The 24,408-nt window shown below is 66.5% G+C and carries 19 protein-coding genes and 1 other RNA gene; 12 read left to right on the top strand and 8 right to left on the bottom strand.

Translation table 11 applies throughout. The features are described from left to right. Positions 1 to 8: 8 nt before the first annotated feature. Entirely contained in the window at positions 9 to 737 is a 729-nt protein-coding gene (locus ABD115_RS06410; RefSeq protein ID WP_343959365.1) for a zinc ribbon domain-containing protein, read from the top strand. Positions 738 to 787: 50 nt separating this feature from the next. Further along, positions 788 to 1,168: RNase P RNA component class A (gene rnpB / locus ABD115_RS06415), an RNA gene on the top strand. Positions 1,169 to 1,184: 16 nt separating this feature from the next. Here rnpB and map read toward each other — a convergent pair. Then, positions 1,185 to 2,054 (bottom strand): type I methionyl aminopeptidase, encoded by an 870-nt coding sequence (map, locus tag ABD115_RS06420; RefSeq protein WP_343959367.1) that lies wholly within the window; start codon positions 2,052 to 2,054, stop codon positions 1,185 to 1,187. 94 nt (positions 2,055 to 2,148) lie between these two features. On the opposite strand from map, the gene ABD115_RS06425 reads away from it, so the two are divergent. The 4 genes from ABD115_RS06425 to ABD115_RS06440 all read left to right on the top strand — a co-directional run bounded on the left by ABD115_RS06425 (position 2,149) and on the right by ABD115_RS06440 (position 7,280). Next, the gene (locus tag ABD115_RS06425) at positions 2,149 to 2,352 is read left to right on the top strand and encodes a methionine aminopeptidase (protein WP_343959369.1); all 204 of its coding nucleotides are present in this window, start codon (positions 2,149 to 2,151) and stop codon (positions 2,350 to 2,352) included. 106 nt (positions 2,353 to 2,458) lie between these two features. After that, positions 2,459 to 3,796, top strand: a complete 1,338-nt coding sequence (gene glnA, locus ABD115_RS06430; RefSeq protein WP_343959371.1) for a type I glutamate--ammonia ligase — start codon at positions 2,459 to 2,461, stop codon at positions 3,794 to 3,796. A gap of 9 nt (positions 3,797 to 3,805) precedes the next feature. After that, positions 3,806 to 6,826 carry a bifunctional [glutamine synthetase] adenylyltransferase/[glutamine synthetase]-adenylyl-L-tyrosine phosphorylase gene (locus ABD115_RS06435; protein WP_343959373.1) on the top strand — a complete coding sequence of 1,007 codons (3,021 nt, stop codon included), beginning with the start codon at positions 3,806 to 3,808 and terminating at the stop codon, positions 6,824 to 6,826. 214 nt (positions 6,827 to 7,040) lie between these two features. Beyond that, positions 7,041 to 7,280, top strand: a complete 240-nt coding sequence (locus ABD115_RS06440; protein WP_343959376.1) for a hypothetical protein — start codon at positions 7,041 to 7,043, stop codon at positions 7,278 to 7,280. A 124-nt stretch (positions 7,281 to 7,404) separates the two neighbouring features. On the opposite strand, the gene glnA (ABD115_RS06445) is transcribed toward ABD115_RS06440, so the two are convergent. The 3 genes from glnA (ABD115_RS06445) to ABD115_RS06455 form a co-directional block, all read right to left on the bottom strand. Next, on the bottom strand, positions 7,405 to 8,829 hold the full coding sequence (gene glnA / locus ABD115_RS06445; RefSeq protein ID WP_343959378.1) for a type I glutamate--ammonia ligase: 1,425 nt from the start codon (positions 8,827 to 8,829) through the stop codon (positions 7,405 to 7,407). Between the two features lie 167 nt (positions 8,830 to 8,996). Then, positions 8,997 to 9,413: an RDD family protein gene (locus tag ABD115_RS06450; RefSeq protein ID WP_343959381.1), complete on the bottom strand. Its 417-nt coding sequence runs from the start codon at positions 9,411 to 9,413 to the stop codon at positions 8,997 to 8,999. 11 nt (positions 9,414 to 9,424) lie between these two features. Then, positions 9,425 to 10,114: a DUF4191 domain-containing protein gene (locus ABD115_RS06455; protein WP_343959383.1), complete on the bottom strand. Its 690-nt coding sequence runs from the start codon at positions 10,112 to 10,114 to the stop codon at positions 9,425 to 9,427. A gap of 186 nt (positions 10,115 to 10,300) precedes the next feature. Here ABD115_RS06455 and ABD115_RS06460 point away from each other — a divergent pair, with 186 nt between their 5' ends. After that, positions 10,301 to 10,903 (top strand): hypothetical protein, encoded by a 603-nt coding sequence (locus ABD115_RS06460; RefSeq protein WP_343959385.1) that lies wholly within the window; start codon positions 10,301 to 10,303, stop codon positions 10,901 to 10,903. 4 nt (positions 10,904 to 10,907) lie between these two features. On the opposite strand, the gene sucB is transcribed toward ABD115_RS06460, so the two are convergent. Both sucB and lpdA read right to left on the bottom strand, forming a co-directional pair. After that, a complete protein-coding gene (gene sucB, locus ABD115_RS06465; protein WP_343959387.1) occupies positions 10,908 to 12,623 on the bottom strand; it encodes a 2-oxoglutarate dehydrogenase, E2 component, dihydrolipoamide succinyltransferase in 1,716 nt (571 codons plus the stop codon). A 49-nt stretch (positions 12,624 to 12,672) separates the two neighbouring features. Continuing rightward, positions 12,673 to 14,046 (bottom strand): dihydrolipoyl dehydrogenase, encoded by a 1,374-nt coding sequence (gene lpdA, locus ABD115_RS06470; protein ID WP_343959389.1) that lies wholly within the window; start codon positions 14,044 to 14,046, stop codon positions 12,673 to 12,675. A 165-nt stretch (positions 14,047 to 14,211) separates the two neighbouring features. Here lpdA and ABD115_RS06475 point away from each other — a divergent pair, with 165 nt between their 5' ends. Both ABD115_RS06475 and ABD115_RS06480 read left to right on the top strand, forming a co-directional pair. After that, the gene (locus ABD115_RS06475; protein ID WP_343959391.1) at positions 14,212 to 15,144 is read left to right on the top strand and encodes a proteasome assembly chaperone family protein; all 933 of its coding nucleotides are present in this window, start codon (positions 14,212 to 14,214) and stop codon (positions 15,142 to 15,144) included. A gap of 112 nt (positions 15,145 to 15,256) precedes the next feature. Beyond that, positions 15,257 to 16,507 (top strand): RNA polymerase sigma factor, encoded by a 1,251-nt coding sequence (locus ABD115_RS06480; protein ID WP_343959393.1) that lies wholly within the window; start codon positions 15,257 to 15,259, stop codon positions 16,505 to 16,507. 156 nt (positions 16,508 to 16,663) lie between these two features. Here the strand turns inward: ABD115_RS06480 and ABD115_RS06485 are convergent, their stop codons facing one another. Next, positions 16,664 to 16,885, bottom strand: coding sequence for a DUF7455 domain-containing protein (locus ABD115_RS06485; RefSeq protein ID WP_343959395.1), 222 nt, complete (start codon positions 16,883 to 16,885; stop codon positions 16,664 to 16,666). Between the two features lie 199 nt (positions 16,886 to 17,084). On the opposite strand from ABD115_RS06485, the gene ABD115_RS06490 reads away from it, so the two are divergent. From ABD115_RS06490 to ABD115_RS06500, 3 genes are all read left to right on the top strand, one after another. Continuing rightward, positions 17,085 to 19,178, top strand: a complete 2,094-nt coding sequence (locus ABD115_RS06490; RefSeq protein ID WP_343959397.1) for a DNA gyrase/topoisomerase IV subunit B — start codon at positions 17,085 to 17,087, stop codon at positions 19,176 to 19,178. 11 nt (positions 19,179 to 19,189) lie between these two features. Beyond that, positions 19,190 to 20,095, top strand: coding sequence for an EamA family transporter (locus tag ABD115_RS06495; protein ID WP_343959399.1), 906 nt, complete (start codon positions 19,190 to 19,192; stop codon positions 20,093 to 20,095). Between the two features lie 793 nt (positions 20,096 to 20,888). Continuing rightward, the gene (locus ABD115_RS06500; RefSeq protein ID WP_343959401.1) at positions 20,889 to 21,812 is read left to right on the top strand and encodes an ankyrin repeat domain-containing protein; all 924 of its coding nucleotides are present in this window, start codon (positions 20,889 to 20,891) and stop codon (positions 21,810 to 21,812) included. A 120-nt stretch (positions 21,813 to 21,932) separates the two neighbouring features. Here ABD115_RS06500 and ABD115_RS06505 read toward each other — a convergent pair whose 3' ends face one another. Continuing rightward, a complete protein-coding gene (locus tag ABD115_RS06505) occupies positions 21,933 to 24,404 on the bottom strand; it encodes a DNA gyrase/topoisomerase IV subunit A (protein ID WP_343959403.1) in 2,472 nt (823 codons plus the stop codon). Between the last annotated feature and the right edge of the window lie 4 nt (positions 24,405 to 24,408).

Consider the following 24,408-nt stretch of genomic DNA (forward strand, 5'->3'; position numbering starts at 1 on the left):
CTGGTTGTATGAAGGCTACCCCTCGCCAGCAGCTCATGCTGCTCGACCTCCAGCGGCTCGACCACACGCTCGCCCGGCTGCGCAAGCGCAACGAGCAGCTCCCGGAGCGGGCTGAACTCACCGCGCTCGAGACTGAGCGCGAGCAGGTGCGCAACACGTACATGGACGCGCAGCGGGAGCTCGACGCGCGCAGGCTCGAGCTCACGCGCATCGAATCGGATGTCGAGGTTGTTGAGCAGCGCGTTGCGCGCGACAACGAGATGCTCGCCGCGAGCACGTCGAGTAAAGAGGCCGTCGCGCTGCAGTCTGAGCTCGACACGCTCGGGCGCCGCAAGGGCGAGCTCGAAGAACGTCAGCTTGAGGCGATGGAGGTCGCCGAGGCGGCCGAGGGTGTGTTCTCCGAAGCCGAGCGGGTGCTCGCCGGAGTCGACGAGCGGCGGGCAGGCATCAACGAGCGCATCGCGGCAGCCGAGGCGCAAACCGAAAGCGACCGCGGCGCGGCAGAGACCGAGCGCGCGGGCCTTGCCGCAGAGGTGCGGGGCGACCTGCTGGCGCTCTACGAGAAGACCCGCGCCCAGGTGGGCATCGGGGCCGCACGTCTGCGAGCTGGGGTGTCTGAGGCAAGCGGCATGGCGCTGAGCCCTGCCGATCTGTCGACGATCAAGGCGGCTCCCGAGGACGAGATCGTGTTCTGCCCCGAAACCGGCGCGATTCTCGTGCGGGTGATCGACGAATAGGCCGCGCTTCGCGGCAGCGCTGCTGCCGCTCCGCTAGACTTGAGAGCGGAATGGGCCGGTGGACGGTTGCGTCACGCGTCACCTCGGTGGCGACGTGCCGAGGAACGTCCGGGCTCCGCAGGGGAGAACGGTGGGTAACACCCACCCGGGGTAACCCGCGAGAAAGTGCAACAGAGAGTAGACCGCCAGCCGTGGTTCGCCACGGCGGGTAAGGCTGAAAGGGTGGGGTAAGAGCCCACCGGCGTTCGTGGTAACACGAGCGGCCAGGTAAACCTCGTTCGGAGCAAGGCCAGACAGCAGACGATGACGCGCCCCGCCGAGTCTGCGGGTAGGCCGCTAGAGGGTACTGGCAACAGTGCCCCGAGAGAGATGACCGTCTAAGCCGGCCTCGGCCGGTGGGACAGAACCCGGCGTACAGCCGGCCCATTCCGCCCGCTGCGCTGAGCGCTACTCCGACAGCGTGAGCAGCTCGAACCCGCTCTCGCGCACCACGAGCGTGTGCTCGAACTGCGCTGTGATCGACTTGTCGCGGGTCGTGACAGTCCAATCGTCTGCCCACATATCCCACTCGTGGGTACCGAGCGTGAGCATCGGCTCGACGGTGAACACCATGCCAGGCACGATCACGTCGTTGAAGCGTGGGGCGGAGTCGTAATGGGGCACGATGAGGCCCGTGTGAAACGACGAGCCGACGCCGTGACCGGTGAAATCGCGCACCACGCCGTAGCCGAATCGCTTCGCGTAGGTTTCGATCACACGCCCGATGACGTTGACCTCGCGCCCGGGCTTCGCGGCCCTGATGCCGCGCATCATCGCCTCGTGGGTGCGCTCGACGAGTAGATCAACCTCTTCAGCGACCTCGCCGACCCTGAAGGTGCGGTTCGTGTCACCGTGGAACCCGTCGAGGTACGCGGTGATATCGACGTTCACGATATCGCCATCGCGCAGCACGGTGTCGTCGGGTATGCCGTGGCAGATCACCTCGTTCACCGATGTGCAGGTCGACGCAGGGTAGCCGCGGTACCCGAGTGTCGAGGGGTAAGCGCCGGCGCCGACGACGAACTCGTGGCCGATGCGATCAAGCTCGGCGGTTGTGACACCGGGCGCGACCGCGGCGCCGACGGCGTCGAGCGCGCGCGAGGCAATGCGACCAGCTGCGCGAATCTTCGCGATCTCGGCCTCGGTGTAAGTGTTGTCGCCCGTGTACGCTGGCGGCTCCTGCAGCCCGACGTAGGGCGGCCGCGCGATGCTGCGCGGAACTGTGCGCTGGGCGGGCAAAACACCTGGGACAAGATTGCCGTGATCATCGAAAGGCATGGGTCTAGTCTAGGAGCAAGGCGAGGTTGGCGCGCTCACCCGAGACCGGATCGCGACGCTTCGCCCGGTCACCAAGCGACGGAAAGGGAAGCCCATGAGCAAACGAGACTGGGGAATCAACGACCCCGAGGAGACCTACTGGTTCAACACCAAGACCGGCGAGGTCGAGGAGGGGCCGCAGTCGCTTGCCGTCTACCGGGTCGGCCCGTTCAAGACGCGCGAGGAGGCGCTTCACGCCCCCGGGCTGCTCGCAGAGCGCGCTAGGCAGTGGAACGAAGATGACGAAGAAGAATACTAGGCCGCGAGGTCTGTCAGTCTGCCGGCGGCCGATGCAAACCCAGAGCCGGTAGGCTGAAACCTGCGCCGGGCCCGGCGTATTACAGCGCCCCGAGAGGAGTTGCCGCGTGAGCAAGCAGAGAGATTTCGTGCTTCGAACGATCGAGGAGCGCGGAGTAAAATTCGTGCGACTGTGGTTCACCGACGTCGCTGGAGCGCTGAAATCGGTCGCGCTTGCCCCGGCCGAGGTTGAGGGAGCCTTCAGCGAGGGCATCGGCTTCGACGGCTCCGCGATCGAGGGCCTCACCCGGGCGTACGAGTCCGACCTGCTCGCCGTGCCCGATCCGTCGACCTTCCAGATCTTGCCCTGGCGCGGCGAAAGCGAGCCGACTGGCCGCATGTTCTGCGACATTCGCACGCCCAACGGTGAGCCAGCCGTCTCTGACCCGCGAAACGTGCTGAAGCGCACCCTCGCGCAGGCAGCCGATATGGGCTTCTCGTTCTACACGCACCCCGAAATCGAGTTCTACCTTCTCAAATCGAAGGAGCTCGGCCCCGAGGGGCCGATTCCGGTGGATCGCGCGGGGTATTTTGACAACGTGCCGGGCGGCACCGCCCACGATTTCCGCCGGGAGAGCGTGAACATGCTCGAGGAGCTCGGCATCTCGGTCGAGTTCAGCCACCACGAGGCTGGCCCAGGCCAAAACGAGATCGACCTGCGGTACGCCGACGCCCTCGCGACGGCCGACAACATCATGACGTTCCGCTCGGTCGTGAAAGAGGTCGCGATTGCGCAGGGCGTGCACGCGACGTTCATGCCAAAACCGCTCGCGGGGCACCCGGGCTCCGGTATGCACACGCACGTGTCGCTCTTCGAGGGTGAGGAGAACGCGTTTTACGACCCGAGCGCGAAGTACCACATGTCGGTGACCGCTCGCCGCTTCGTAGCGGGGGTGCTGCGCCACGCTCCCGAACTCACCGCGGTCACGAACCAGTACGTAAACTCATATAAGCGGCTGTGGGGCGGCGACGAGGCGCCCTCGTTCGTGAGCTGGGGCCACAACAATCGCTCAGCGCTCGTGCGCGTGCCGATGTACAAGCCAGGCAAGGGCGGAGCGGCGCGGGTCGAATACCGCGGCATGGACAGCGCAGTGAACCCGTACCTCGGTTTCTCGGTCTTGCTCGCAGCCGGCCTGAAGGGCATTCAAGAGGAATACGAGCTACCACCCGAGGCAGAGAACAACGTGTGGGCGCTCAGCGACGGCGAGCGGCGGGCCATGGGCTTCGACCCGCTCCCGCAGAGCCTCGAGCACGCGCTCGCGGTCATGGAGCGCTCCGAACTCGTCGCCGAAACGCTTGGCGAGCAGGTGTTTGCCTACCTCATTCGCGATAGCAGGCGCGAGGTCGACGAATACCGCAGCCAGGTGACCCCCTTCGAGCTCAACTCGATGCTCGACACGATCTAGCGCGCGACGATGGCGGCAACCGGAACAGCGCCGGGTGGGCGGCGGGGCGAACTCAGCGCCTACGCGCGCGCCGGTTTCCAGCATCTCACGGCGGCGCGCGACGGGATCGGGGCCCTCGCTGAGCGACTCGGCGACTGCGAGCCGGCTGCGCTGCTCGAGGGGCTCGCGGTTGCCGCCGACCCCGACGCTGTGCTGATGCTGCTCCTGCGCTTCGCTGAGACCGATGCTGATCGCCTCGTCTTGCTCGACGCGTTCGGTTGGCGGCGCCTGTGCCTGCTGCTGGGCGCCTCGCCGGCGCTCGGGGTGTTTCTGCTGCGCCACCCCGGGCTGATCGCCGGCCTGGTCGCGCGCGACGGTCGCCTCCCCAGCGGCGAAGAGGCTCGCGCTGAGCTGCTCGCCGCGGTCGCACCGCGGGGGGAGGCGCTCGCGGGTGAGGCCGGGTGGAATGCGCTGCGCGTGAAGTATCGCGAACTGCTCGCCGGCGTGGCGCTGTTCGACCTCGTGAGCGCGGGTTCGCACGAGGAAATGCCCGACGCGCGCCCGGCATTCGAAGCCGTCGCCGCGGCCCTGTCTGCGCTCGCCGATGCAGCGTTGGAGGCCGCAATTGCCGTGGGGCGGGCGACTCTGCTTGCCGAGGGATCCGCCCCGCGCGTCGCGCCCGACAAGCTTGCGGACCTGCGGTTCGCGGTGATCGCGATGGGCAAGTGCGGTGCTGAAGAGCTGAACGTCGTTTCTGACGTCGACGTGATGTTCATCGCCGACGGCGACGAACGAGCGGCGACGGCGCTCGCGCGCGAGGTCATGCGAGCGATCCACGACCCGTCGCTCGAGCTGCCGCTCTGGCAGGTCGACGCGAACCTGCGCCCGGAGGGCCGCCAGGGGCCCCTCGTGCGCACGCTGGGGTCCATGCTGCACTACTACGAGCGCTGGGCGAAGGCCTGGGAGTTTCAGGCCCTGATCAAAGCGCGGGCGAGCGCGGGCGACCTGCAACTCGGGGAGGAGTTCGTCGCGGCGACCCGGCCGCTGGTCTGGGCGTCGTCGAACCGAGAAGACTTCGTCGGGTCGGTGCAACGCATGCGCGAGCGCGTCACGGAGCACATCGCGCAAGACGACGTGCCGTACCAAATCAAGCTGGGCCCCGGCGGGCTGCGAGATATCGAGTTCAGCGTGCAGTTGTTGCAGCTCGTGCACGGCCAGCACGATGAACACCTGCAGCTGCGGGGCACGCTGCCAGCGCTGCGCGCCCTCGTCGAAGACGGGTACATCGCGAGGACAGACGGTGAACGGCTCGGCGAGCACTACCGCACCCTGCGGGTGCTCGAGCACCGCATGCAGCTGCGCGAGCTGCGTCGAACGGCCCTCATGCCCCGCGACGAGGAGGGGCTGCGCGTGCTTGCCAGAGCCTCGGGCCTCGCCAGAAACGCCGCCGAGCTCACCACGCTGTGGGACACGGTGCGCCGGGAGGTGCGCGAGCTGCACCTGAAGATCTTCTACGCGCCGCTCCTGAGCGCGGTCGCTGCGCTGCCAGACGAAGAGTTCGTGCTCGGCACGGAGGCCGCGAAGGCGAGGCTGGCGAGCATCGGCTTCGTCGACCCCGAGGGCGCCACGCGGCACCTGGCGGCGCTCACGAGCGGGTCGTCGCGCAGCGCGAAGATTCAGCGCAACCTCAGCCCGGTGCTGCTGCAGTGGCTCGCGGAGGGAACCGACCCTGATTTCGGGCTGCTCGCGTTTAGAAAGGTCAGCGAGGCCAACCGAAACTCGTCGTGGTATCTCAGGCTGCTGCGCGACGGCTCGCTTGCCGCCGAGCGGCTCACGAAGCTGCTCGCGAACTCGAGGTTCGCTGCCGGGTTGCTCGAGAGCCACCCCGAGGGGGTCGCCTGGCTCGAGCGCGACGACGATCTCGCGCCCCGCGACCCGAAGGCGCTACTCAGCGAGATGCGATCGCTCGGTTCGCGGCGCAGCTCGCTCGAATCTGCCGCCGAGCGGCTGCGCGGCGTGCACCGGAGGGAGATTCTGCGGCTCGCGATGGGGCGCGTCGTCGGTGTGCTCGACGACACCGACGTCGCCCGCGGCCTCGACGGAGCGCACACGGCGATGCTCGACGCGATGCTCATCGCGATTCGCTCCCACCACGCCGGAGAGGCGGAGCCGCCCGAGCTCGCGCTTATTGGAATGGGGCGGTTCGGCGGCGGAGAGCTCGGCTTCGCCTCCGACATCGATCTCATTGCGGTGACGCGCGGGGGAGCGGCCGCCTCCGCGGCGGTGTCGCCGGCGGTGCGGATGGTCACCGAGCTTCGCTCGCTCGTGTCGGATCCGCGATTTCCGGTAGACCTCGACTTTGACCTGCGCCCGGAGGGTAAAAACGGGCCGCTCGTGCGGAGCCTTGAATCGTACCGCAGCTACTACGAGCGGTGGTCGGTGACGTGGGAGGCGCAGGCGCTGCTGCGCGCGCGCCACGCGGCGGGTGACACCGCGCTTAGCGAGGAGTTCTTCGCCATGGCCGACCCCATCCGGTTTCCGGCGGAGTTCGGCGAGTCACAGTTGCGCGAGGTGCGGCGCATCAAAGCGCGCGTCGAGAACGAGCGGCTGCCCCAGGGTCAAGACCCCAGCATGCACCTCAAGCTCGGGCCGGGCGGCATCAGCGACGTAGAATGGCTGATTCAGTTGCTGCAGCTGCAGCACGCTGCTGAGCACCCGCAGCTGCGCACCGTGTCGACGCTCGCCGCTCTCGAGGCAGCCGCGCAGCTCGGCCTGATCGCCGCGGAAGACGCCGAGACGCTCGAGGAGGCCTGGCGGCTCGCAAGCACACTGCGTTCGGCCCTGCGGCTCTGGAACGGGCGCGCTACTGACGCGCTGCCGCGGGACTGGCGCGACCTGGCTGGCATTGCCGGGGTGCTCGGGGAGCCGCGCGACCGCACGAGCGATCTTATCGAGCGCTGGCACAGCGTGAGCAGGCGTGCTCGCGCGGTTTTCGAGCGCGAGTTCTTCGGTTACCGGGAGGATGCGCTGTTCCCAGAGGTGCAGGCGTAGCCCGTTGGCCGAAGGTGAATTCTTCGTGACCATTTCGTTATAGGGTCTAGTTTTTGCCCCACGGGCGGCGTAGCCTGACAGCATGAATTATCTTGCATTGGTACTCGAAGCGATCTTCACAGGAGAAGATCTCGACTTCGAAGACGACATCGACTCTTAGGCCGACCCGCGCGCGAGCACGGCAACGCCGCTCGAGTGCTCTACTATTGAATCTATGTCCAGCGAAAGCTTTACCCGTCTCCCGGCCCACATTCAGCAGTCAGTTCTTGATGGTTTGGATGAGGAGATCCGAGTCGGATTCCAGAAAACCGAAGAAGCCCCAGTTGAGGGCCCGACCGCGGCAGACCGCGCGAGGCAGATTGCCGACGGCATCGTTCGCTCGCTCGCGCTTCGGAACTCATTCACGGGAGATAAGAGCACGGCGCGCGATTTGGGAATCGGCAAGCGCAAGTAGCCGCGACCATACACGAGAGGGGCCCCGACCAGGCAACAGCAAGGTCGGGGCCCCTCTCGTGCGCTCCCCGGGTGACACCCCCACTGCGCTGGGGTTCGCTCAGCGGGGTGTCACCCTTCGGGAGCTACACGCCGTAGTAGAGCTCGAACTCGAACGGGTGAGGGCGAATCGCCATCGGCATGATCTCGGTGTCGTGCTTCAGCGAGATCCACGTCTGAATCAGCTCCTCGGTGAACACTCCGCCCTCAAGCAGGTAGGCGTGGTCTGCCTCAAGCGCGCTCAGGGCCTCCGCGAGCGAACCGGGCACCTGCGCAATGCTCGCGGCCTCCTCGGGCGGCAGCTCGTACAGATCTTTATCGATCGGTTCACCGGGCTCGATTCGGTTGCGGATGCCGTCGATGCCCGCCATCAGCTGCGCTGCGAACGCGAGGTAGGGGTTGCCCGAAGCGTCTGGGGCGCGAAACTCGATGCGCTTGGCCTTCGGGTTCGAGCCGGTGAGCGGAATGCGAATCGCCGCGGAGCGGTTGCCCGCCGAGTACGCGAGATTCACCGGTGCCTCGTAGCCCTTGACGAGACGGCGGTAGCTGTTGATCGTCGGGTTCGTGAACGCGAGCAGCGACGGAGCGTGCTTGAGAATGCCGCCGATGAACCAGCGTGCCGTGTCAGACAACCCGGCGTAGCCGTTCTCGTCGTAGAACAGCGGCTCGCCGCCCTGCCAGAGCGACATGTGGGTGTGCATGCCGGAGCCGTTGTCGCCGAAGACGGGCTTCGGCATAAAGGTCGCCGTCTTGCCCCAGAGCTCGGCGGTGTTCTTCACGATGTACTTGAACTTCAGCACGTCGTCGGCGGCGGCGACCATCGTGTCGAAGCGGTAGTTGATCTCGGCCTGGCCAGGGGCGCCGACCTCGTGGTGGGCGCGCTCGAGGTGCAGGCCGGCCTCGATGAGGCGCAGCGAGATGTCGTCGCGCAGGTCTGCTTGCTTGTCGACCGGGGAGACGGGGAAGTAGCCGCCCTTGAGTGGCGTCGTGTTGCCGAGGTTGCCGCCCTCGTACTCCGTCGCCGAGTTCCAGTGGGCCTCTTCGGAGTCGATCTCGTAGAACGTGCGGCGCGGCGTGGTTTCGTAGCGCACCGAGTCGAGAATGTAGAACTCGGCCTCAGGGGCGAAAAACGCCGTGTCAGCGATGCCCGTCGAGGCGAGAAAGCGCTCGGCCTTCTTCGCAACCTGGCGCGGATCTTTCGAATAGATCTCGCCCGTGCGGGGGTTGTAGATGTCGAACACCATGATGAGCGTGCGCTCCGCGCGGAACTGATCGATATAGGCGGTCGTCACGTCGGGGATGAGCTGCATGTCTGATTCGGCGATCGTGGCGAACCCGCGAATCGAGGACGCATCGAACATCTGCCCGACCTCGAAGAACTCGAGATCAACCGTCGACGCCGGAATGTTGAAGTGCTGCTGCACGCCGGGGAGATCGGTGAACCGAATGTCGAGAAACTTGACGTCGGTTTCGCGGATGTAGTCGATGACTTCCTGGGGACTCTTGAACATCGGGATCCTCACTTTTCGGTGCGGCTGGCTGCCGCTTCGTAGGTCTAGCCTATGCTTCCAGCATTTCGGGGGCATGGAAGCACTGTTTCAGGCGTGTTACGTGTTGCGGCGCAGCAAACACACGTGTCGGCGGTGACGGAGCGTGTTCGAAGCATGGCGGCGACGCGCTAGGCGCGAATAAGCACCGTCCCGGCGATCTTGTCATGGAACCCGCGCTGATCGGAATCCCAGACGAGAGCGGGGATAACCAGGGTGACGAGCACGCTGCGTACGATGGGGCGCCAGACGCCGACCCAGCCGCCGGCGATGGGCACGACGTGGAGGCCGACGATGCGGTGGCCAAGCGAGCCGCCAATCGTCGGAATAAAGATAATCTGCAGCACGCAGAACGAGAGCGAGTGCCACCACATCGCGTGCGGGCCGCCGATGAGAAGGTAGGCCGGGAGCCACGCGAGCGCCCAGTCGATGCAGATGGCGAGCAGGCGCCTGCCGACGCGCGCGACCGACCGCGGGCCCTCTTCGGGCAGGCCGAGGCGCTCTCCCGGGTACAGACTCGGGGCGAGGTCACCAAACTTTTGCGTCATGGGGCAGGCGTCTAGCGCGGTCGCTGGGCGCGAACACGGTTGGGGTCGATGCCCTTGGGAATGCCAACGGGGCTCGCCTGCAGCGACGAGAGGCGGTTGTACACCGCAGCGATCTCGTTACGGTTGAGCTCGCGCTTGAGCTTCTGCAGCTCTTTCGAGAGCTGGGGGAGCGCGACGGCGCCCTCGTCGGGGCCGACGTAGAGGTGAGTGATCGGAACGTTGGAGATGGCGCGCTTGAGCTTGCGCTCCTCGTCAAGCGCGATGCGCTGGGTGCGCTGTCGCGACCCCTCAGAGATGAGCACCACGCCGCCGCGCCCGATGACCCGGTACACGGCGTCTTGCTGGCGCGTCATCGCAACGGGCACCTCTGAACCGCGCCAGCTGCGCTTGAGCGCGCTCTGCACGATGGCGCCCACGGCGCCGGGGCGCCCCTCAATCTGGCTGTAGGCGACGGCCTCGGCGCGGCGGCCGAGCACGATCATAGCAATGAGCAGGCCGGCGAGAATGCCGGTGAGCGGCCAGAGGATCCAGCTGAACCAGTTGCCGGGGAGCAGCCACGCGAGCAATATCGCGACGATGATCGGGCCGAGGAACGAAAGCAGCATGAGCGGGGTGAGCAAACGATCATGGGTGCGGGTGTTCTTGTACACCTGCACCATCTGCTTGATTCGACCCGGTGACTTCTGCTTCGCCTCTGCCATACCCCCATCGTACCGCGTCTTGCCGCCCCGAGTGACACACTCGGCCGCGTTCGCGGGAAGCGGAGCGCGGTGCTCGGCGCCTCCAATCGCCCTCCACAGGCCCACCCCGCGCGGGGGCCGTGGCCCGCGCGGCACATTTGCCTCGGCGCCGGGGTGCCACGCCGTCGCGAGCCGGATCCTGAGAGGATGAAACATGTCAGCGGCTCAACCGGCAACACACCTCTGCAGGGCGCGCGCCCGCGGCGCTATGCTCTGGGAGCAGGCGAGCTCGCGGGCGCGATGCTCCGGGTCAGTGAACTCGGGTTCGCGGTGCGCGCCAGGGGGCTGTGCCTCGGCACTGACCTCGCGCGCCGGCTTCGCATTGTGTTGCCGGCTGCCGGCCACTACGCGCGCACGAACGCGGCGTCACTGGAGTTCGCGGTCGTTGAGGAGCCCCCGGCAGCGGGCAGGCTGCGGCACCGACAGCGCGCGTTCGCCGTCGAGCACGCCCGCGGTGGCCACGATGAGGGGTGTTACGGTTTCGGCATCGCTCTGAGTGAGCTCGCGCGCGTCGGTGAGGCGTGGGCGCTCTCCCCGGGGGTCGCGGCGTATGTGCACGACGGCTTCCGCGAGGCAGCGCCGCGCGTGGTTCGCGCAGACGCGTGGGCTGCCGAGCTCGCACGGGAAGCAGTGGAGCATTCGCTTCGTGGGCGCATCACCCCGCTCTCGGTGATACGCAAAGCGGGTCTGCGGCCAAGTGGCCGCAGACCCGCAGGCGATACGCGAGCGTCACATGGTGAGCGCCCGTGATGGGCTAAATGCCCAGATCTGCCGAGAAGTCGCCCTCCTCGAGGCGCTGCTTGATCTGCCCGAGGAAGCGGGCCGCGTCGGCGCCGTCGATGATGCGGTGATCGTACGAGATCGCCAGGTACACCGCCGAGCGGATGCCAATCGAATCGCCCTCGGGAGTCGAGACGACGCCGGCCTCCTTGAAGACCACTCCCGTGCCGAGAATGGCAGACTGCGGCAGGAACACGAGCGGCGTGTCGAACAGCGCGCCGCGCGAGCCCGTGTTCGTCAGCGTGAAGGTGCCGCCGCCAAGCTCATCGGGGGTGAGCTTGTTGTCTCGGGTGCGGGCAGCGAGGTCTGCGACCTCGGCCGAGATCTGCGCGATGTTCTTCGCGCCGGCATCGCGCAGCACGGGCGCGAGCAGGCCGCGATCGGTGTCGACCGCGATGCTGATGTTCTCGGTGGCCGGGTAGACGATCGAATCGCCCTCAACCGTCGCGTTGATGATCGGGAACGACTGCAGCGCCTCGGCTGCGGCGACCGCGAAGAACGGGAGGAACGAGAGTTTCGAGCCCGTCTTCGCGAAGAACTCATCCTTCTTCGCCTGGCGGAACTGCGCGACCCGAGTCACGTCAACCTTCACGAAGGTGGTGAGCTGTGCGGTCTGCTGCATCGAGGCGACGGCGCGCTCCGAGACGACCTTGCGCAGGCGGCTCATCTTCTGGGTGGTGCCGCGCAGCTCGGAAACAACGCGCTCGGCCTTCGCCGGGGTCGCGGCTGCCGCGGGAGCCGCCGGCGCTGCTGTCGCAGCAGCGAGCACGTCTTCCTTGCGGATGCGGCCGCCAACACCGGTGCCGGTGACGGTGGCGAGATCGACGCCGCGCTCGTTCGCAAGCTTGCGCACGATCGGGGTGACGTATCCGCCAGCCTCGCCGGCAGGGGCTGCAGGGGCTGCCGGGGCCGGCTGAGCGGGGGCAGCGGGTGCGGGCTGCGCTGGGGCTGCGGGTGCAGCGGGAGCCTGCTGCGCAGGGGTGGCGGGTGCGGCCGGTGCAGCCGGTGCAGCTGGTGCTGCGGGTGCAGCCGGTGCTGCGGCGGCCGGTGCCTCGGCGGCGGGCGCCGCGCCACTGCCGATGCGCGCGAGTACGCCGCCAACCTCGACGGTCTCGTCCTCGCCAACGAGCATCTCCTGCAGCACGCCAGCGACGGGGGAGGGAACCTCGGTGTCGACCTTGTCAGTCGATACCTCGAGCAGTGGCTCATCAACCTCGACGGTCTCGCCGATCTGCTTGAGCCAGCGCGTCACCGTACCCTCGGTGATGGACTCGCCGAGCGATGGCAGCACGATGTCCTGGCTGTCGCCGCCCGCCGCTGGAGCGGCTGCCGCCGGAGCAGCGGCTGCGGGTGCAGCCTCGGGCTCGGCAGCGGGCTGGGGCTCGGCTGCGGGTACAGCCTCGGGCTCAGCGGGTGCTGCAGCCGGTGCTGCGGGAGCCGCCGCGGATCCGCTGCCATCGCCAATAATCGCGAGCACCGCACCGACCTCGGCGGTCTCGTCTTCCTGCACAAGGATCTGCTCGACGACACCGGCGATCGGTGACGGCACCTCGGTGTCTACCTTGTCGGTCGAGACCTCGAGTAGCGGCTCGTCGACCGCCACGGTCTCGCCCACCTGCTTCAGCCAGCGGGTCACCGTCCCCTCGGTGACGCTCTCGCCCAGCGCGGGGAGGACTACCGATTCACTCATCGTGATTCTCCTTCTAGAATTCTCTACGTAGTTAGCTTGTGACGCCGGCTCAGATGGCGTGCAGCGGCTTGCCGGCGAGCTTGAGCATGGCCTCGCCGATGGTCTCGTTCTGCGTCGGGTGACCGTGAATGAACGGCGCTACATCTTCTGGGTAGGCCTCCCAGTTCACAATGAGCTGGGCCTCGCCGACGAGCTCGCCAACGCGAGCGCCGATCATGTGCACGCCAAGCACGGGGCCATCGTTCAGGCGAACCGCCTTCACCGTGCCAGCGGTGCCAAGAATCGAGCTCTTGGCGTTGCCAGCGAGGTTGTACTCGTACGCGGTGATGTTCTCTGCGCCGTACTTCTCGGCTGCCTTGGCCTCGGTGAGGCCGACCGATGCGATCTCGGGGTCGCAGTAGGTGACCTTCGGAATGTTGACGTCTGCGACGACCACGGGGTTGAGGCCCGCAATTTCCTCGGCGACGAAGATGCCCTGCTGGTAGCCGCGATGCGCGAGCTGCAGACCCGGAACGATGTCGCCGACAGCGTAGACGCCAGCAACGTTCGTTGCGAGGCGCTCGTTGGTGAGCACGAAACCGCGATCCATCTCGATGCCGGCCTCTTCGTAACCGAGCCCCTGGGTCGCGGGGCCGCGGCCCACAGCGACGAGCAGGTAGTCGGCAGACAGCTCAGTGCCGTCCTCGAGGGTGACCGTGACGCTCGAGGCATCTTGCGTGACGCCCTGGAAGCGAACGCCGAGCTTGTAGTCGATGCCGCGCTTGCGGAATGCGCGCTCGAGCTGCTTCGAGACCGACTCCTCCTCGTTGGGAACGAGGTGGGGAAGGCCCTCTACGATGGTGACCTCGGCGCCAAACGAGCGCCAAACGCTCGCGAACTCAACGCCGATCACGCCGCCGCCGAGCACGATGACCTTGGCCGGGATCTCCTGGAGCTCAAGGGCGTGCTCGCTCGTGATGACGCGGCCACCGATCTCGAGGCCGGGAAGGGAGCGCGAGTACGAGCCCGAGGCCAGCACGACGTTCTTGCCGACGACGGTGTCGTCGCCGACCTGCACGGTGTTTGCCGCGGCCAGGCGGCCCTCGCCGGCGAAGACGGTGATGCCGTTCGCCTTAATCAGGCCCTGCAGGCCCTTGAACTTGCTCGCCACGAGCTTCTCGCGGAAGCCGTTCACGGCGGTGATGTCGATCGATTCAACGCTGGAGTTGATGCCGTAGGTCGCGCCTTCGCGGGCGACGTCGGCAACCTCGGCTGAGTGGAGCAGCGCCTTCGTTGGCACGCACCCACGGTGCAAGCAAGTACCACCGAGCTTGTCTTTCTCGATGATCGCTGCGGTCATTCCGAGTTGTGTCGCTCGGACTGCGGTCGCGTATCCGGCGCTCCCGCCACCAAGAACTACGATGTCAAACTGGTGCTCGGCCAAGTGGGGTCTCCCTCGGTTATATGTCTGCGTACGCCTTGATCCGCGCAGGTTTGCGGTGCGCATCGTTTAGCCTACTACTTCTGGGAATCTCCCGGAGCGTTACCTTCGGTGTTCGCTAGTCGCGCATTTCGGCCCGATCCTCAGGGAATTTCGTACAATGAAATTGTGACCGATTCTCTCTTCTCAGCCGTGTACGCGGAACGCCGTGCGAGTGTCGCCAAGGGCCTTCCGCTCGTCGTCGCGCTCTCTGGCTCGAGCGACGCCGGTAACGCCGTGTCGCAGCTCGAACAGTACCTCTGGGAGCGGTGCAAACCCGAAGAAATTGTTCGCTTCGACACCGACCAGCTGCTCGACTATCGCTCCCGTCGGCCGCTCATCACATTCGATGAAGACCACTTCACCGATTACAGCCCTGAGGAGCTCACCCTGAGCCTGGCGCAAGATGACCTCGGCGCACCATTTCTGCTGCTCTCTGGGTTCGAGCCCGACTTCAAGTGGGAGGCGTTCGTAGACGCGGTGCTGCTGCTCGTGCATGAGTTTGAGGTTGCAGTTACCACCTGGGTGCAGGCCATCCCCATGCCGGTGCCCCATACGCGACCCATCGTTGGTACGGTGAGCGGCACGCGCGAAGACCTCATCGAGCGCTCAGCGTGGAAACCGACGACAAGGCTGCCTGCGAGTATCGTGCACCTGCTCGAGTACCGACTCCACGGCGTCGGCGAGGAGGTCGTCGGATTCGCGCACATGGTGCCGCACTATCTCGCAAACAACGAGTACCCGGAGCTTTTGAGCGCCGCACTCGACAACATCATGGCCGCAACCGGTTTGCTGTTTGCGACTGACGAGCCGCGTGAGCGTGCACGCGAGTTCAGGGCGCAGGTCGACCGGCAAATCTCGGAGAATGAAGAATCTCGCGAGATGCTCGTCAACCTCGAACGCAGGTTTGATAAGTACGTCGAGGCCCAGGGTGAGCGCGTTTCCCTGCTCGGCGAAGACGGCGCTATGCCGACCGCCGATCAGCTCGCCAGCGAGCTCGAGCGCTTTCTTGCCGAGCGTAACCAGGGGCCTGAACCGAGCGACGGCTCGGGCATGCAATAATAGTCCCTACGAACCCATTTCAATCGTCGCGGGAATACTGCGGGCTTGACATGGGTTTTCATGGTGTGCGCAGTTTTTCGGACGCGCACCGAGAGATCTGAGAGGAAGTTGCGTGGCAGCAGCGACAACGACCACGACTCGCGCGGCGGAAGCAGCCGAGGGCGAAGAGCCCAACGCGGCCAAAACTCCCGCGAAGAAGGCTCCGGCGAAGAAGACCGCCGCAGCCGCCAAGGCTCCGGCGAAGAAAGCGCCGGCCAAGAAGACCACACGTGCCAAGAAGGTCGAGGACGAGGTTCTCGATTCGGCGGAAGACGTAGACACCCCAGAGGGTGACGAGCAGCCTGACGAAGATCAGCCCGTCGTCGAGCACCGCGAGCCCCTGCCTACGGGCGCCATCGTGCTCAAGGCCGGCGACGAAGAAGATGTGCCGACGGTGACGACGGCCATCCCCGGTGCGACCGCCGACCCCGTGAAGGATTACCTGAAGCAGATCGGTAAGGTCGCGCTGCTCAACGCCGCCGAAGAAGTTGAGCTTGCGATGCGCATCGAGGCTGGGCTTTTCGCTGAAGAGAAGCTCGGCACCGAGAAGGGCCTGCCGAAGAAGCTCGAGCGCGAGCTGAAATGGGTGGCGCGTGACGGCCAGCGTGCGAAGAGCCACCTGCTCGGCGCGAACCTGCGCCTTGTGGTGTCTCTCGCTAAGCGCTACACCGGGCGCGGCATGCAATTCCTCGACCTCATTCAGGAGGGCAACCTCGGCCTGATTCGCGCCGTCGAGAAGTTTGACTACACCAAGGGCTTCAAGTTCTCGACATACGCGACGTGGTGGATTCGCCAGGCGATCACCCGTGCGATGGCTGACCAGGCGCGCACGATTCGCATTCCTGTGCACATGGTCGAGGTCATTAATAAGCTTGCGCGCGTGCAGCGCCAGATGCTGCAGGATCTCGGGCGCGAACCCACGCCCGAAGAGCTGAGCCGCGAGCTCGACATGACCACAGAGAAGGTCATCGAGGTGCAGAAGTACGGCCGCGAGCCGATCTCGCTGCACACGCCACTCGGCGAAGACGGCGACAGCGAGTTCGGTGACCTTATCGAGGACACCGAGGCGATCGTTCCGGCCGACGCTGTCGGCTTCACCATGCTGCAGCAGCAGCTCGAGCAGCTGCTCGACTCTCTGTCGGAGCGTGAGGCCGGGGTCATCAAGATGCGGTTTGGCCTCGGTGACGGCATGCCGAAGACCCTCGACCAGATCGGTGACACCTTCGGAGTGACCCGCGAGCGGATTCGCCAGATCGAGTCGAAGACCATGGCGAAGCTGCGCCACCCCTCGCGCAGCCAGCAGCTGCGCGACTACCTCGACTAGGGCTCGATCGGTTGTGCGACAGCGGGGCGCGGAGGTTTTCCTCCGCGCCCCGCTGTCGTGTTCGCCTGGCGCGCTGTCGTGTTCGTCTGGCTCGCGCAACGCAACAAGCGGGCCCCGGGATCACTCCCGGGGCCCGCTCTACATACCGTGTGCTGGCTATGCGTTGAGCTTGTGGCTCTCGTCGTGCCACGCCTCTGCAAGCGGGCGAAGCTTTGCCTCGTGCTTGGTTGCGTGATGCGCGCAGAACAGGAGCTCGCTGCCGTTCAGCACTGCGCGCACGTATGCCTGTGCGCCGCAGCTATCGCAGCGATCCAAGCCACTGAGCGGACGGTCCGCTGCAGTGACATCCGCTTCAGCGGTGTGTTCGAGTGTGCTCATGGCCACCTCCCGGTAGTTCAATTACCACTATCCAATCACCCCTTGGCCCGAGATGCGCTGTTACGCCGCCCCGTTTCGCTGACCGCGTACCGTGGCGCGTTTTTCGTTCGCTCCGTCGCCAATCGCCGGGCGCGCTCACCCTCCGTGTCGGCGGTGTGCCCTAAGGTGGTGGAGTCTCCAAGAAAGCAGGTTCTTTCACGTGGCCGAATCCAGTTACTCCGCCAGGCACCTCACCGTACTCGAGGGTCTCGAAGCCGTGCGCAAGCGCCCGGGCATGTACATTGGCACCACCGACTCGCGTGGGCTCATGCACTGTCTGTGGGAAATTATCGACAACTCGGTCGATGAAGCGCTCGCGGGCTACGGCGGCAGTATTCGCATCACGCTCCACGCCGACGGGAGCGTGACGGTCGCAGACGATGGCCGCGGTGTTCCCGTAGATATCGAGCCCCGCAGCGGGTTGAGTGGCGTGGAGCTGGTGTTCACGAAGCTTCACGCCGGAGGTAAGTTCGGCGGCGGCGGCTACGCGTCTTCGGGAGGCCTCCACGGCGTCGGCGCCTCGGTCGTCAACGCGCTGTCGTCGCGGCTCGACGTCGAGGTCGATCGCGACGGCAAGACCTGGGCGATGTCATTTCGCCACGGTGAGCCCGGCGTGTTCTCCGGTGACGGGCCAGACAGCGAGTTCACACCGTTCGATCGCGCGACCGGTATTCAGGCGATCGGCAAAGTGAAGAAGGGGGTGACAGGCACCCGCGTTCGCTACTGGGCCGACCCGCAGATCTTTCTCGCCACTGCCCGGTTCGAGGTCGATGCGCTCGTCGCCCGGGCGCGTCAGACGGCGTTCCTCGTCACCGGTCTCGCGATTGAGATCGAAGACCAGCGACCCGAGTCTCTCGATGAGGCAGGGGCGCCACAGATTCACCGTTTCAGCTATGACGGGGGTATCGCGGAGTTTGTGAACTTCCTCGCCGTCGACTCCCCGGTCACCGACACCTGGCGTGTCACTGACTCAGGGAAGTTCACCGAGACCGTCCCGGTGATGGACGAGGCAACGGGGCACCTTGTCTCGCGTGAGGTTGAACGGGAGTGCGAGGTCGATGTAGCCCTGCGCTGGGGCACGGGGTACGACACCGAGATCCAGAGCTTCGTAAACATCATCGCTACGCCGAAGGGCGGTACCCACCTTGCGGGCTTTGAGCAGGGCCTCACGAAGTTCTTCCGCAAACAGATCGAGACCAACGCGCGAAAGCTGAAGGCCGGCTCAGACAAGCCCGACAAAGACGATATTCTCACCGGGCTCACCGCGGTCGTGACTGTGCGGGTGCCCGAGCCCCAGTTCGAGGGTCAGACGAAAGAGGTGCTGGGCACGGCGGCGGTGCGCCAGATCGTTTCGAAGTCGGTGACGAAGGCGCTCACCGAGCGCTACGAGTCGACGAAGAAACACGACCGGGCGCAGACAAGCACGCTGCTCGAGAAGATGGTTTCCGAGATGAAGTCTCGCATCGCGATGCGCACGCAGCGCGACACCGCGAGGCGCAAGAGCTCACTCGAGAGCTCCTCTCTCCCGTCGAAGCTCATCGATTGCCGTTCGAAAGACGTTGCGAACTCGGAGCTGTTTATCGTCGAGGGCGACAGCGCGCTCGGCACCGCGAAGCCAGCGCGCGACAGCGAGTACCAGGCCCTGTTGCCGATTCGAGGCAAGATTCTGAACGTGCAGAAGGCGTCGCTCGCCGAGATGCTCTCGAACGCGGAGTGCGGCGCGATCATCAAGGTGATTGGCGCCGGCTCTGGTCGCGACTTCGACCTGGAGTCTGCCCGCTACGGCAAGGTCATTCTGATGAGTGACGCCGACGTTGACGGGGCGCATATTCGCACGCTGCTGCTGACGCTGTTTTTCAGGTACATGCGGCCGATGCTCGAGGCAGGGCGCGTCTACGCCGCGGTGCCGCCGCTGCACCGCGTGATCGTGCAAAACTCGGGGCGCAAGCCCAACGACGTGATCTACACCTACAGCGAGAAAGAGCTGCAGACTCTGCTCAGCGATCTGCGCCGTCGCGGTAAGAAGTACCAGGAGCCTATTCAGCGGTACAAGGGCCTCGGCGAGATGGATGCCGATCAGCTGGCCGAGACGACGATGGATCGTGAACATCGCACGCTTAGGCGCGTGCGCCTCGAGGATGCGCACGCCGCTGCGCAGATGTTCGAGCTGCTCATGGGCAACGATGTTGCGCCTCGCAAGGAGTTCATCATCGAAAACGCCGATGACCTTGATCGAGAGCGCATCGACGCCTAACCGGAGTTCACGTGTCAGCAACCGCACTCGGCCTCGTACTCGCGGCCGCCGTCGCTCACGCCGCTTGGAACATCCTCGCGGCAAAGTCGAGCCGATCCGGCATCCCATTTCTCTTTTGGGGAGCCGTGGTCAGCGTTGCTGTCTGGGCGATCGCGATTCCGTTCACAGGGGGCTTCGGCGATGCGGGTCTCGGGCTGTTCGTGCTCGCGGTGGTCGTGTCGGGGCTGTTGCACGTGCTGTACATGCTCGTGCTGCAGCGCGGCTACCGCGCCGGCGATCTCAGCACCGTGTATGCCACGGCCAGAGGCAGCGGCCCGGTGCTCACCGTGATCGTTTCGATTCTGTTGCTGGGGGAGCGGCCCACACCGCTCTCGCTCGCAGGCGTCGCCCTCGTGGTGGTGGGGGTGACCGCGTTCGGGCTCATCGGCCGACGCGGCAGGCCCGCAGTGCGCTCGGGCGGTGAGGCCCGGCGGCGCTGGGATCCGTCGATCGTCTTCGGCCTACTGACCGGTGTTGCGATCGCCACCTACACGGTGTGGGATGTATCGATGGTGAACTCGCTCGGGCTCGCGCCGGTGGCCTTTATGGTCGGCACTAGCGCCGCCGAGGCGGTGATCTTCGGCGGCATGCTCGGGGCAGATGGGCTGCGTGGCGGGTCGCCGGCGCGGCGGCTGCGGGGCGAGCTTCGCACGAACTGGCGCAGCCTCCTTGCCTTCGGCGTAATGTCACCGCTGTCATACATTCTCGTGCTCACCGCTGCCACGATCGCACCGCTCTCGCTCGTGGCACCCATGCGCGAGACGAGCGTTGTGCTCGTCGGCTTGTATGGCGTGATTCGCTACCGCGAGAGCAACCCTGCGCTGCGGCTCACGGCCGCGGTGATCGTTGTCGCGGGTGTCACGCTCATCGGCCTGTAGCGGGGCTCGAGCCGCTCGGGCTGCTGCGCCCGATGCGCCCGCTGCGCCCGCGGGGTCTGCTGCGCCCGCTGCGCCCGCTGCGCCTGGTGCGCCCGCTGCGCCTGGTGCGCCCGCTGCGCCTGGTGCGCCCGCTGCGCCCGAGGGGCAAAACTGCGGTGCGTAGGTCGTGCACCGCCCGGGGGAGCCCTGTGAGTGCAGATCGCATATCGAGCGCAGATACTGAGGCGCGCGGGCAGCCAGTTCGACAGGTTTGCGCGCTGCAGCCGCGGGCGAGATCTGCACGTCACAGGGCAAATACCGGCGCGCGCGACCCTGGTGAGGTCGATCGCCTATCTTCTGCAGAACGGCGCCCTAGTGGCGGCGCACGATCGTGCCTTCAGACGGGCCCCAACCCCTGACCCCCGGGCCGGGAGCCCGGAGCCGCGAGCCCGGAGCCGCGAGCCCGGAGCCGCGAGCCCGGAGCCGCGAGCCCGGAGCCGGGAGCCCCGAGCCCCGCTGCCCCTGCCTCGCAGCATGCCTGAGGCTCATGCTGATAGGTTTCAGCTGCAAGAGACGCAGCCACCCGAGAGTCAAGGGCCGAACCGGCCTCGAAACGGGTCGGGTACCCCAAGCCGGGTCGGCTACCCCAAGCCGGGCGGGCTACCCCAAGCCAGGCGGGCTACCCCAAGCCAGGCGGGCTACCCCAAGCCAGGCGGGCTACCCCAAGCCGGGCGGGGCAATCCGGCAAGTTGGGGCCTAAGCGGGCACAGCACGGGCGTCACGCACACACCAGCAGCATTCGAGGAGCACAAGCATGAGGCGAACCAGAACCGCGTTGACAACGACGGCGTGCATCGCTGCGCTAGCGATCGGGCTCTCCGGTTGCGCGCCCGAGCCGGGAGGCCCGAGTGCGCAGCCCGGGCGCAGCGAGCCCGGTGGCTCGCCCCGCACGTCAGCGCCAGGCCTCGACCCCTCAGCCCCTGAATCAACGGTGACCGACCCCGCACGGCCAGACCCGGCGACAGCGGCGAAGCCCGACATTGACCAGGCCGAACTCGATCGGCGACTGCGCGACGCCGCGTGGGCGAACGACGTTGCGGGTGCCGAGCAGCTCATCGCCTGGGGCGCAGACGTCAACGCGACAGACGAGACGGTTCAGTCGGCCTACCTCATCGCGACCAGCGAGGGTAGAACGGAGCTGTTGCAGCTCACCCTCGACCACGGGGCCGACGTCAACGCGCTCGATAGCTGGCACGGAACCGGCCTGATTCGCGCGGCCGAGCGCGGCCACTGGGACGTGTCGGGGGCGCTCCTTCGCGCGGGAGTCTCGGTCGATCACGTCAACAACCTGGGCTTTCAAGCGATCCATGAGGCGGTGTGGCTCGGGCGCGACGACCCGACCTACCACGCGACACTTCGCGTGCTCGTAGCCGGCGGAGCCGCCTTCGACACGCCGTCGACGGTGCAGTGGCTCACCCCGTTGCAAATGGCCGAGCAGCGCGGATTCGCGGGGTCGGCGGCAGTGCTGCGAACGCTCACGAGCACGCCGCTCCCAGCAGACCCTGCTGCAGCCCTGCTCGCCGCCGCAGAGTCGGGCGACCCCGACGCCGTTGCAATCGCCCTCAGAGCCGGAGCCGACCCCGCGACGAAACACAGTTCAGGCGCCACAGCCCGCGAGCTCGCAGAGCACGCGGGCGCTGCGGCTGCCGCCCAGGTTATCCGAGCCCTCGGAGGGTAGACCCTGGGCCGGCCGCGCCGAGCCCAGCAAAGCCGAGCCCAGCAAAGCCGAGCCCAGCAAAGCCGAGCCCAGCAAAGCCGAGCCGAGCCTCGCCTGGCCCGCCGGTACCACCCTCAGCGGCTAGGGCGCCTCCCCGATATACGCGATCGGCTGTTCGAGCAGTGCGCCCGAGCCGTCTCGCTTGCCGAGTTCGTCAGGGAGCTTCCGTGCGGCGCCGTCGCCACCGAGCGCGCGGGGCTCGCCCGTGCCAACCCAGGCCGCCACCAGCTGGCTCTCGCCCTTGAGGAAGCGCTGGGCACGAACACCGCCGGTCGCGCGGCCCTTCGCGGGGAAGTCAGCCCAGTCAGAGACCTTGGCCGAGCTCACGCTCTGCGCGAGCAGCGCATTTTCGTCGGAGCCCTCAGCGACCGTGGCGACCCGGGCCTCGGCCCCAGCTGAGACCGCGCCGGCAAAGATAATGCGGGCATCGCTGCCGAGCTTCATACCGGCCATGCCGCCGGCTGGCCGGCCCTGCGGCCGCACGAGCGCGGCCGAGAACCGCAGCAGCTGCGCGTCGCTCGAAACAGCGGCAATCTCGGTGTCGTCTTGTGCCTCAAACGCCGCGACGAGGGAGTCGCCCGCCTTCAGCGAAATAACCTCGAACGACGGGCGGGCGGGCAGATCGGTGAGCACGACGCGCTTGACAATGCCCTGCGCGGTGAACAGACCGATCGGGGTTTCGGTGTCAAGCGGAACGACGCCGACGATCTTCAGCTTCTTGTCGGTGAGGCCGATGTACTCGGCGAGCTTGACGCCCGCGGAAAACGCGATTGATGCGGCAGGCACGAGCGGCAGGTCGACCGGGGTGAAACGGTGCAGCGTGCCGTCAGACAGCAACGCTCCGAGCTCTGCACGCACGCTCGTCTCGACGCGGGCGACAACCGCGCCGTGCTTGGTCGCCCGCGGGGCGGCGCGGGGTGCGTCTGGAGCCTCGGGGTCTCGGTCGATGCGCAGCGCGCGCCCGGTTGCCGAGAGCATGAGCGTGCAGGGCGTGTCTGCGACCTGCATCGCGTCGGGGGAGACGGCAGCCCGGGAGGGCCGCGCAACGGCGCCGGTAAGAATGGTGCGGCGCGGGGTGCCGTAGGCGGTTGCGGCTTCGTCGAGCTCGCTCGCAACGACGCCGCGCAGCTTTTCTTTGCTGCCAAGAATCTCGAGGAGCGCAGCGATCTCTGCCTGTAGCGCATCGCGTTCGCCCTCGAGCTCGACGCGCGAGAACTTCGTGAGCCTGCGCAGCCGCAGCTCGAGAATGTACTCGGCCTGCAGCTCAGAGAGATCGAACACCTGCTGCAGTCGCGTTCGCGCCTCGTCGGCGTCGTCGCTCGTGCGCACCACCTGAATGACCTCGTCGATGTCGAGGATCGCGATGAGCAGGCCCTCGACGAGGTGCAGTCGCTCGCGCCGTTTGCGCAGCCTGAACTCGCTGCGGCGAGTCACGACGGCGACACGGTGCTTCAAGAAGACGGCGAGCATCTCTCGCAGACTGAGCGTCTGCGGCTGCCCGTCGACGAGCGCAACGGAGTTGATGCTGAAGGAGTCTTCAAGCGGGGTGTAGCGGTAGAGCAGCTCGAGCACGGCCTCGGGCGAGAAGCCCGTCTTTAGGGTAACGACGAGCTTCAGCCCGTTCTTGCGGTCGGTGAGGTCGACGACATCGGTGATGCCAGTGATCTTCTTGGCTTCGACGCCCTGTTTGATCTTGTCGATGACGCGCTCGGGCCCCACGAGGTAGGGCAACTCGGTGATCACGAGGCCGGTGCGCCGCGGCCCGAGCTGTTCCACTGCGACCCGTGCGCGCGTGCGGAATGCGCCGCGCCCAGTGCGGTAGGCGTCGGTGATGCCGTCGAGCCCCACGATCGTGCCGCCGCCGGGCAGGTCTGGGCCGGGAATGAACTCCATGAGCTCTTCGACCGTGGCGTTCGGGTGAAATAGGAGGTGCTTGGCGCCCTCGACGACCTCGATGAGGTTGTGCGGGGCGAGGTTCGTTGCCATGCCGACAGCGATGCCGCTTGCGCCGTTGACGAGCAGGTTTGGAACCGCAGATGGCAAGACCTCGGGCTGCAGCAACTGGTTGTCGTAGTTGGGAATGAAGTCAACGACGTCTTCGTCGAGCGACTCGGTCATGGCGAGAGCCGCACCGGCCAACCGCGCTTCGGTGTACCGCGAAGCGGCGGGCCCGTCGTCGAGCGAACCGAAGTTGCCGTGCCCGTCGACGAGGGGGAGTCGCATCGCGAAATCTTGCGAGAGCCGCACGAGGGCGTCGTAAATCGACGAGTCGCCGTGCGGGTGTAGCTTGCCCATGACCTCGCCAACGACGCGCGCCGACTTCACGTGACCGCGGTCGGGGCGCAGGCCCATGTCGGTCATCATGTAGAGAATGCGGCGCTGCACCGGCTTCAGCCCGTCGCGGGCGTCGGGCAGTGCGCGCGAATAGATCACTGAATACGCATACTCAAGAAACGAACCCTCCATCTCGTGCGAGATGTCGATGTCTTCGATGCGTTCCCCGGCTGCCTCGTGGGCTGCTCCGGAGGTATCCATGTCGGTTACGTCGGCCATAATG

It is taken from the genome of Leucobacter albus (assembly GCF_039528015.1).
GTDB classification, from domain to species: Bacteria; Actinomycetota; Actinomycetes; order Actinomycetales; family Microbacteriaceae; genus Leucobacter; species Leucobacter albus.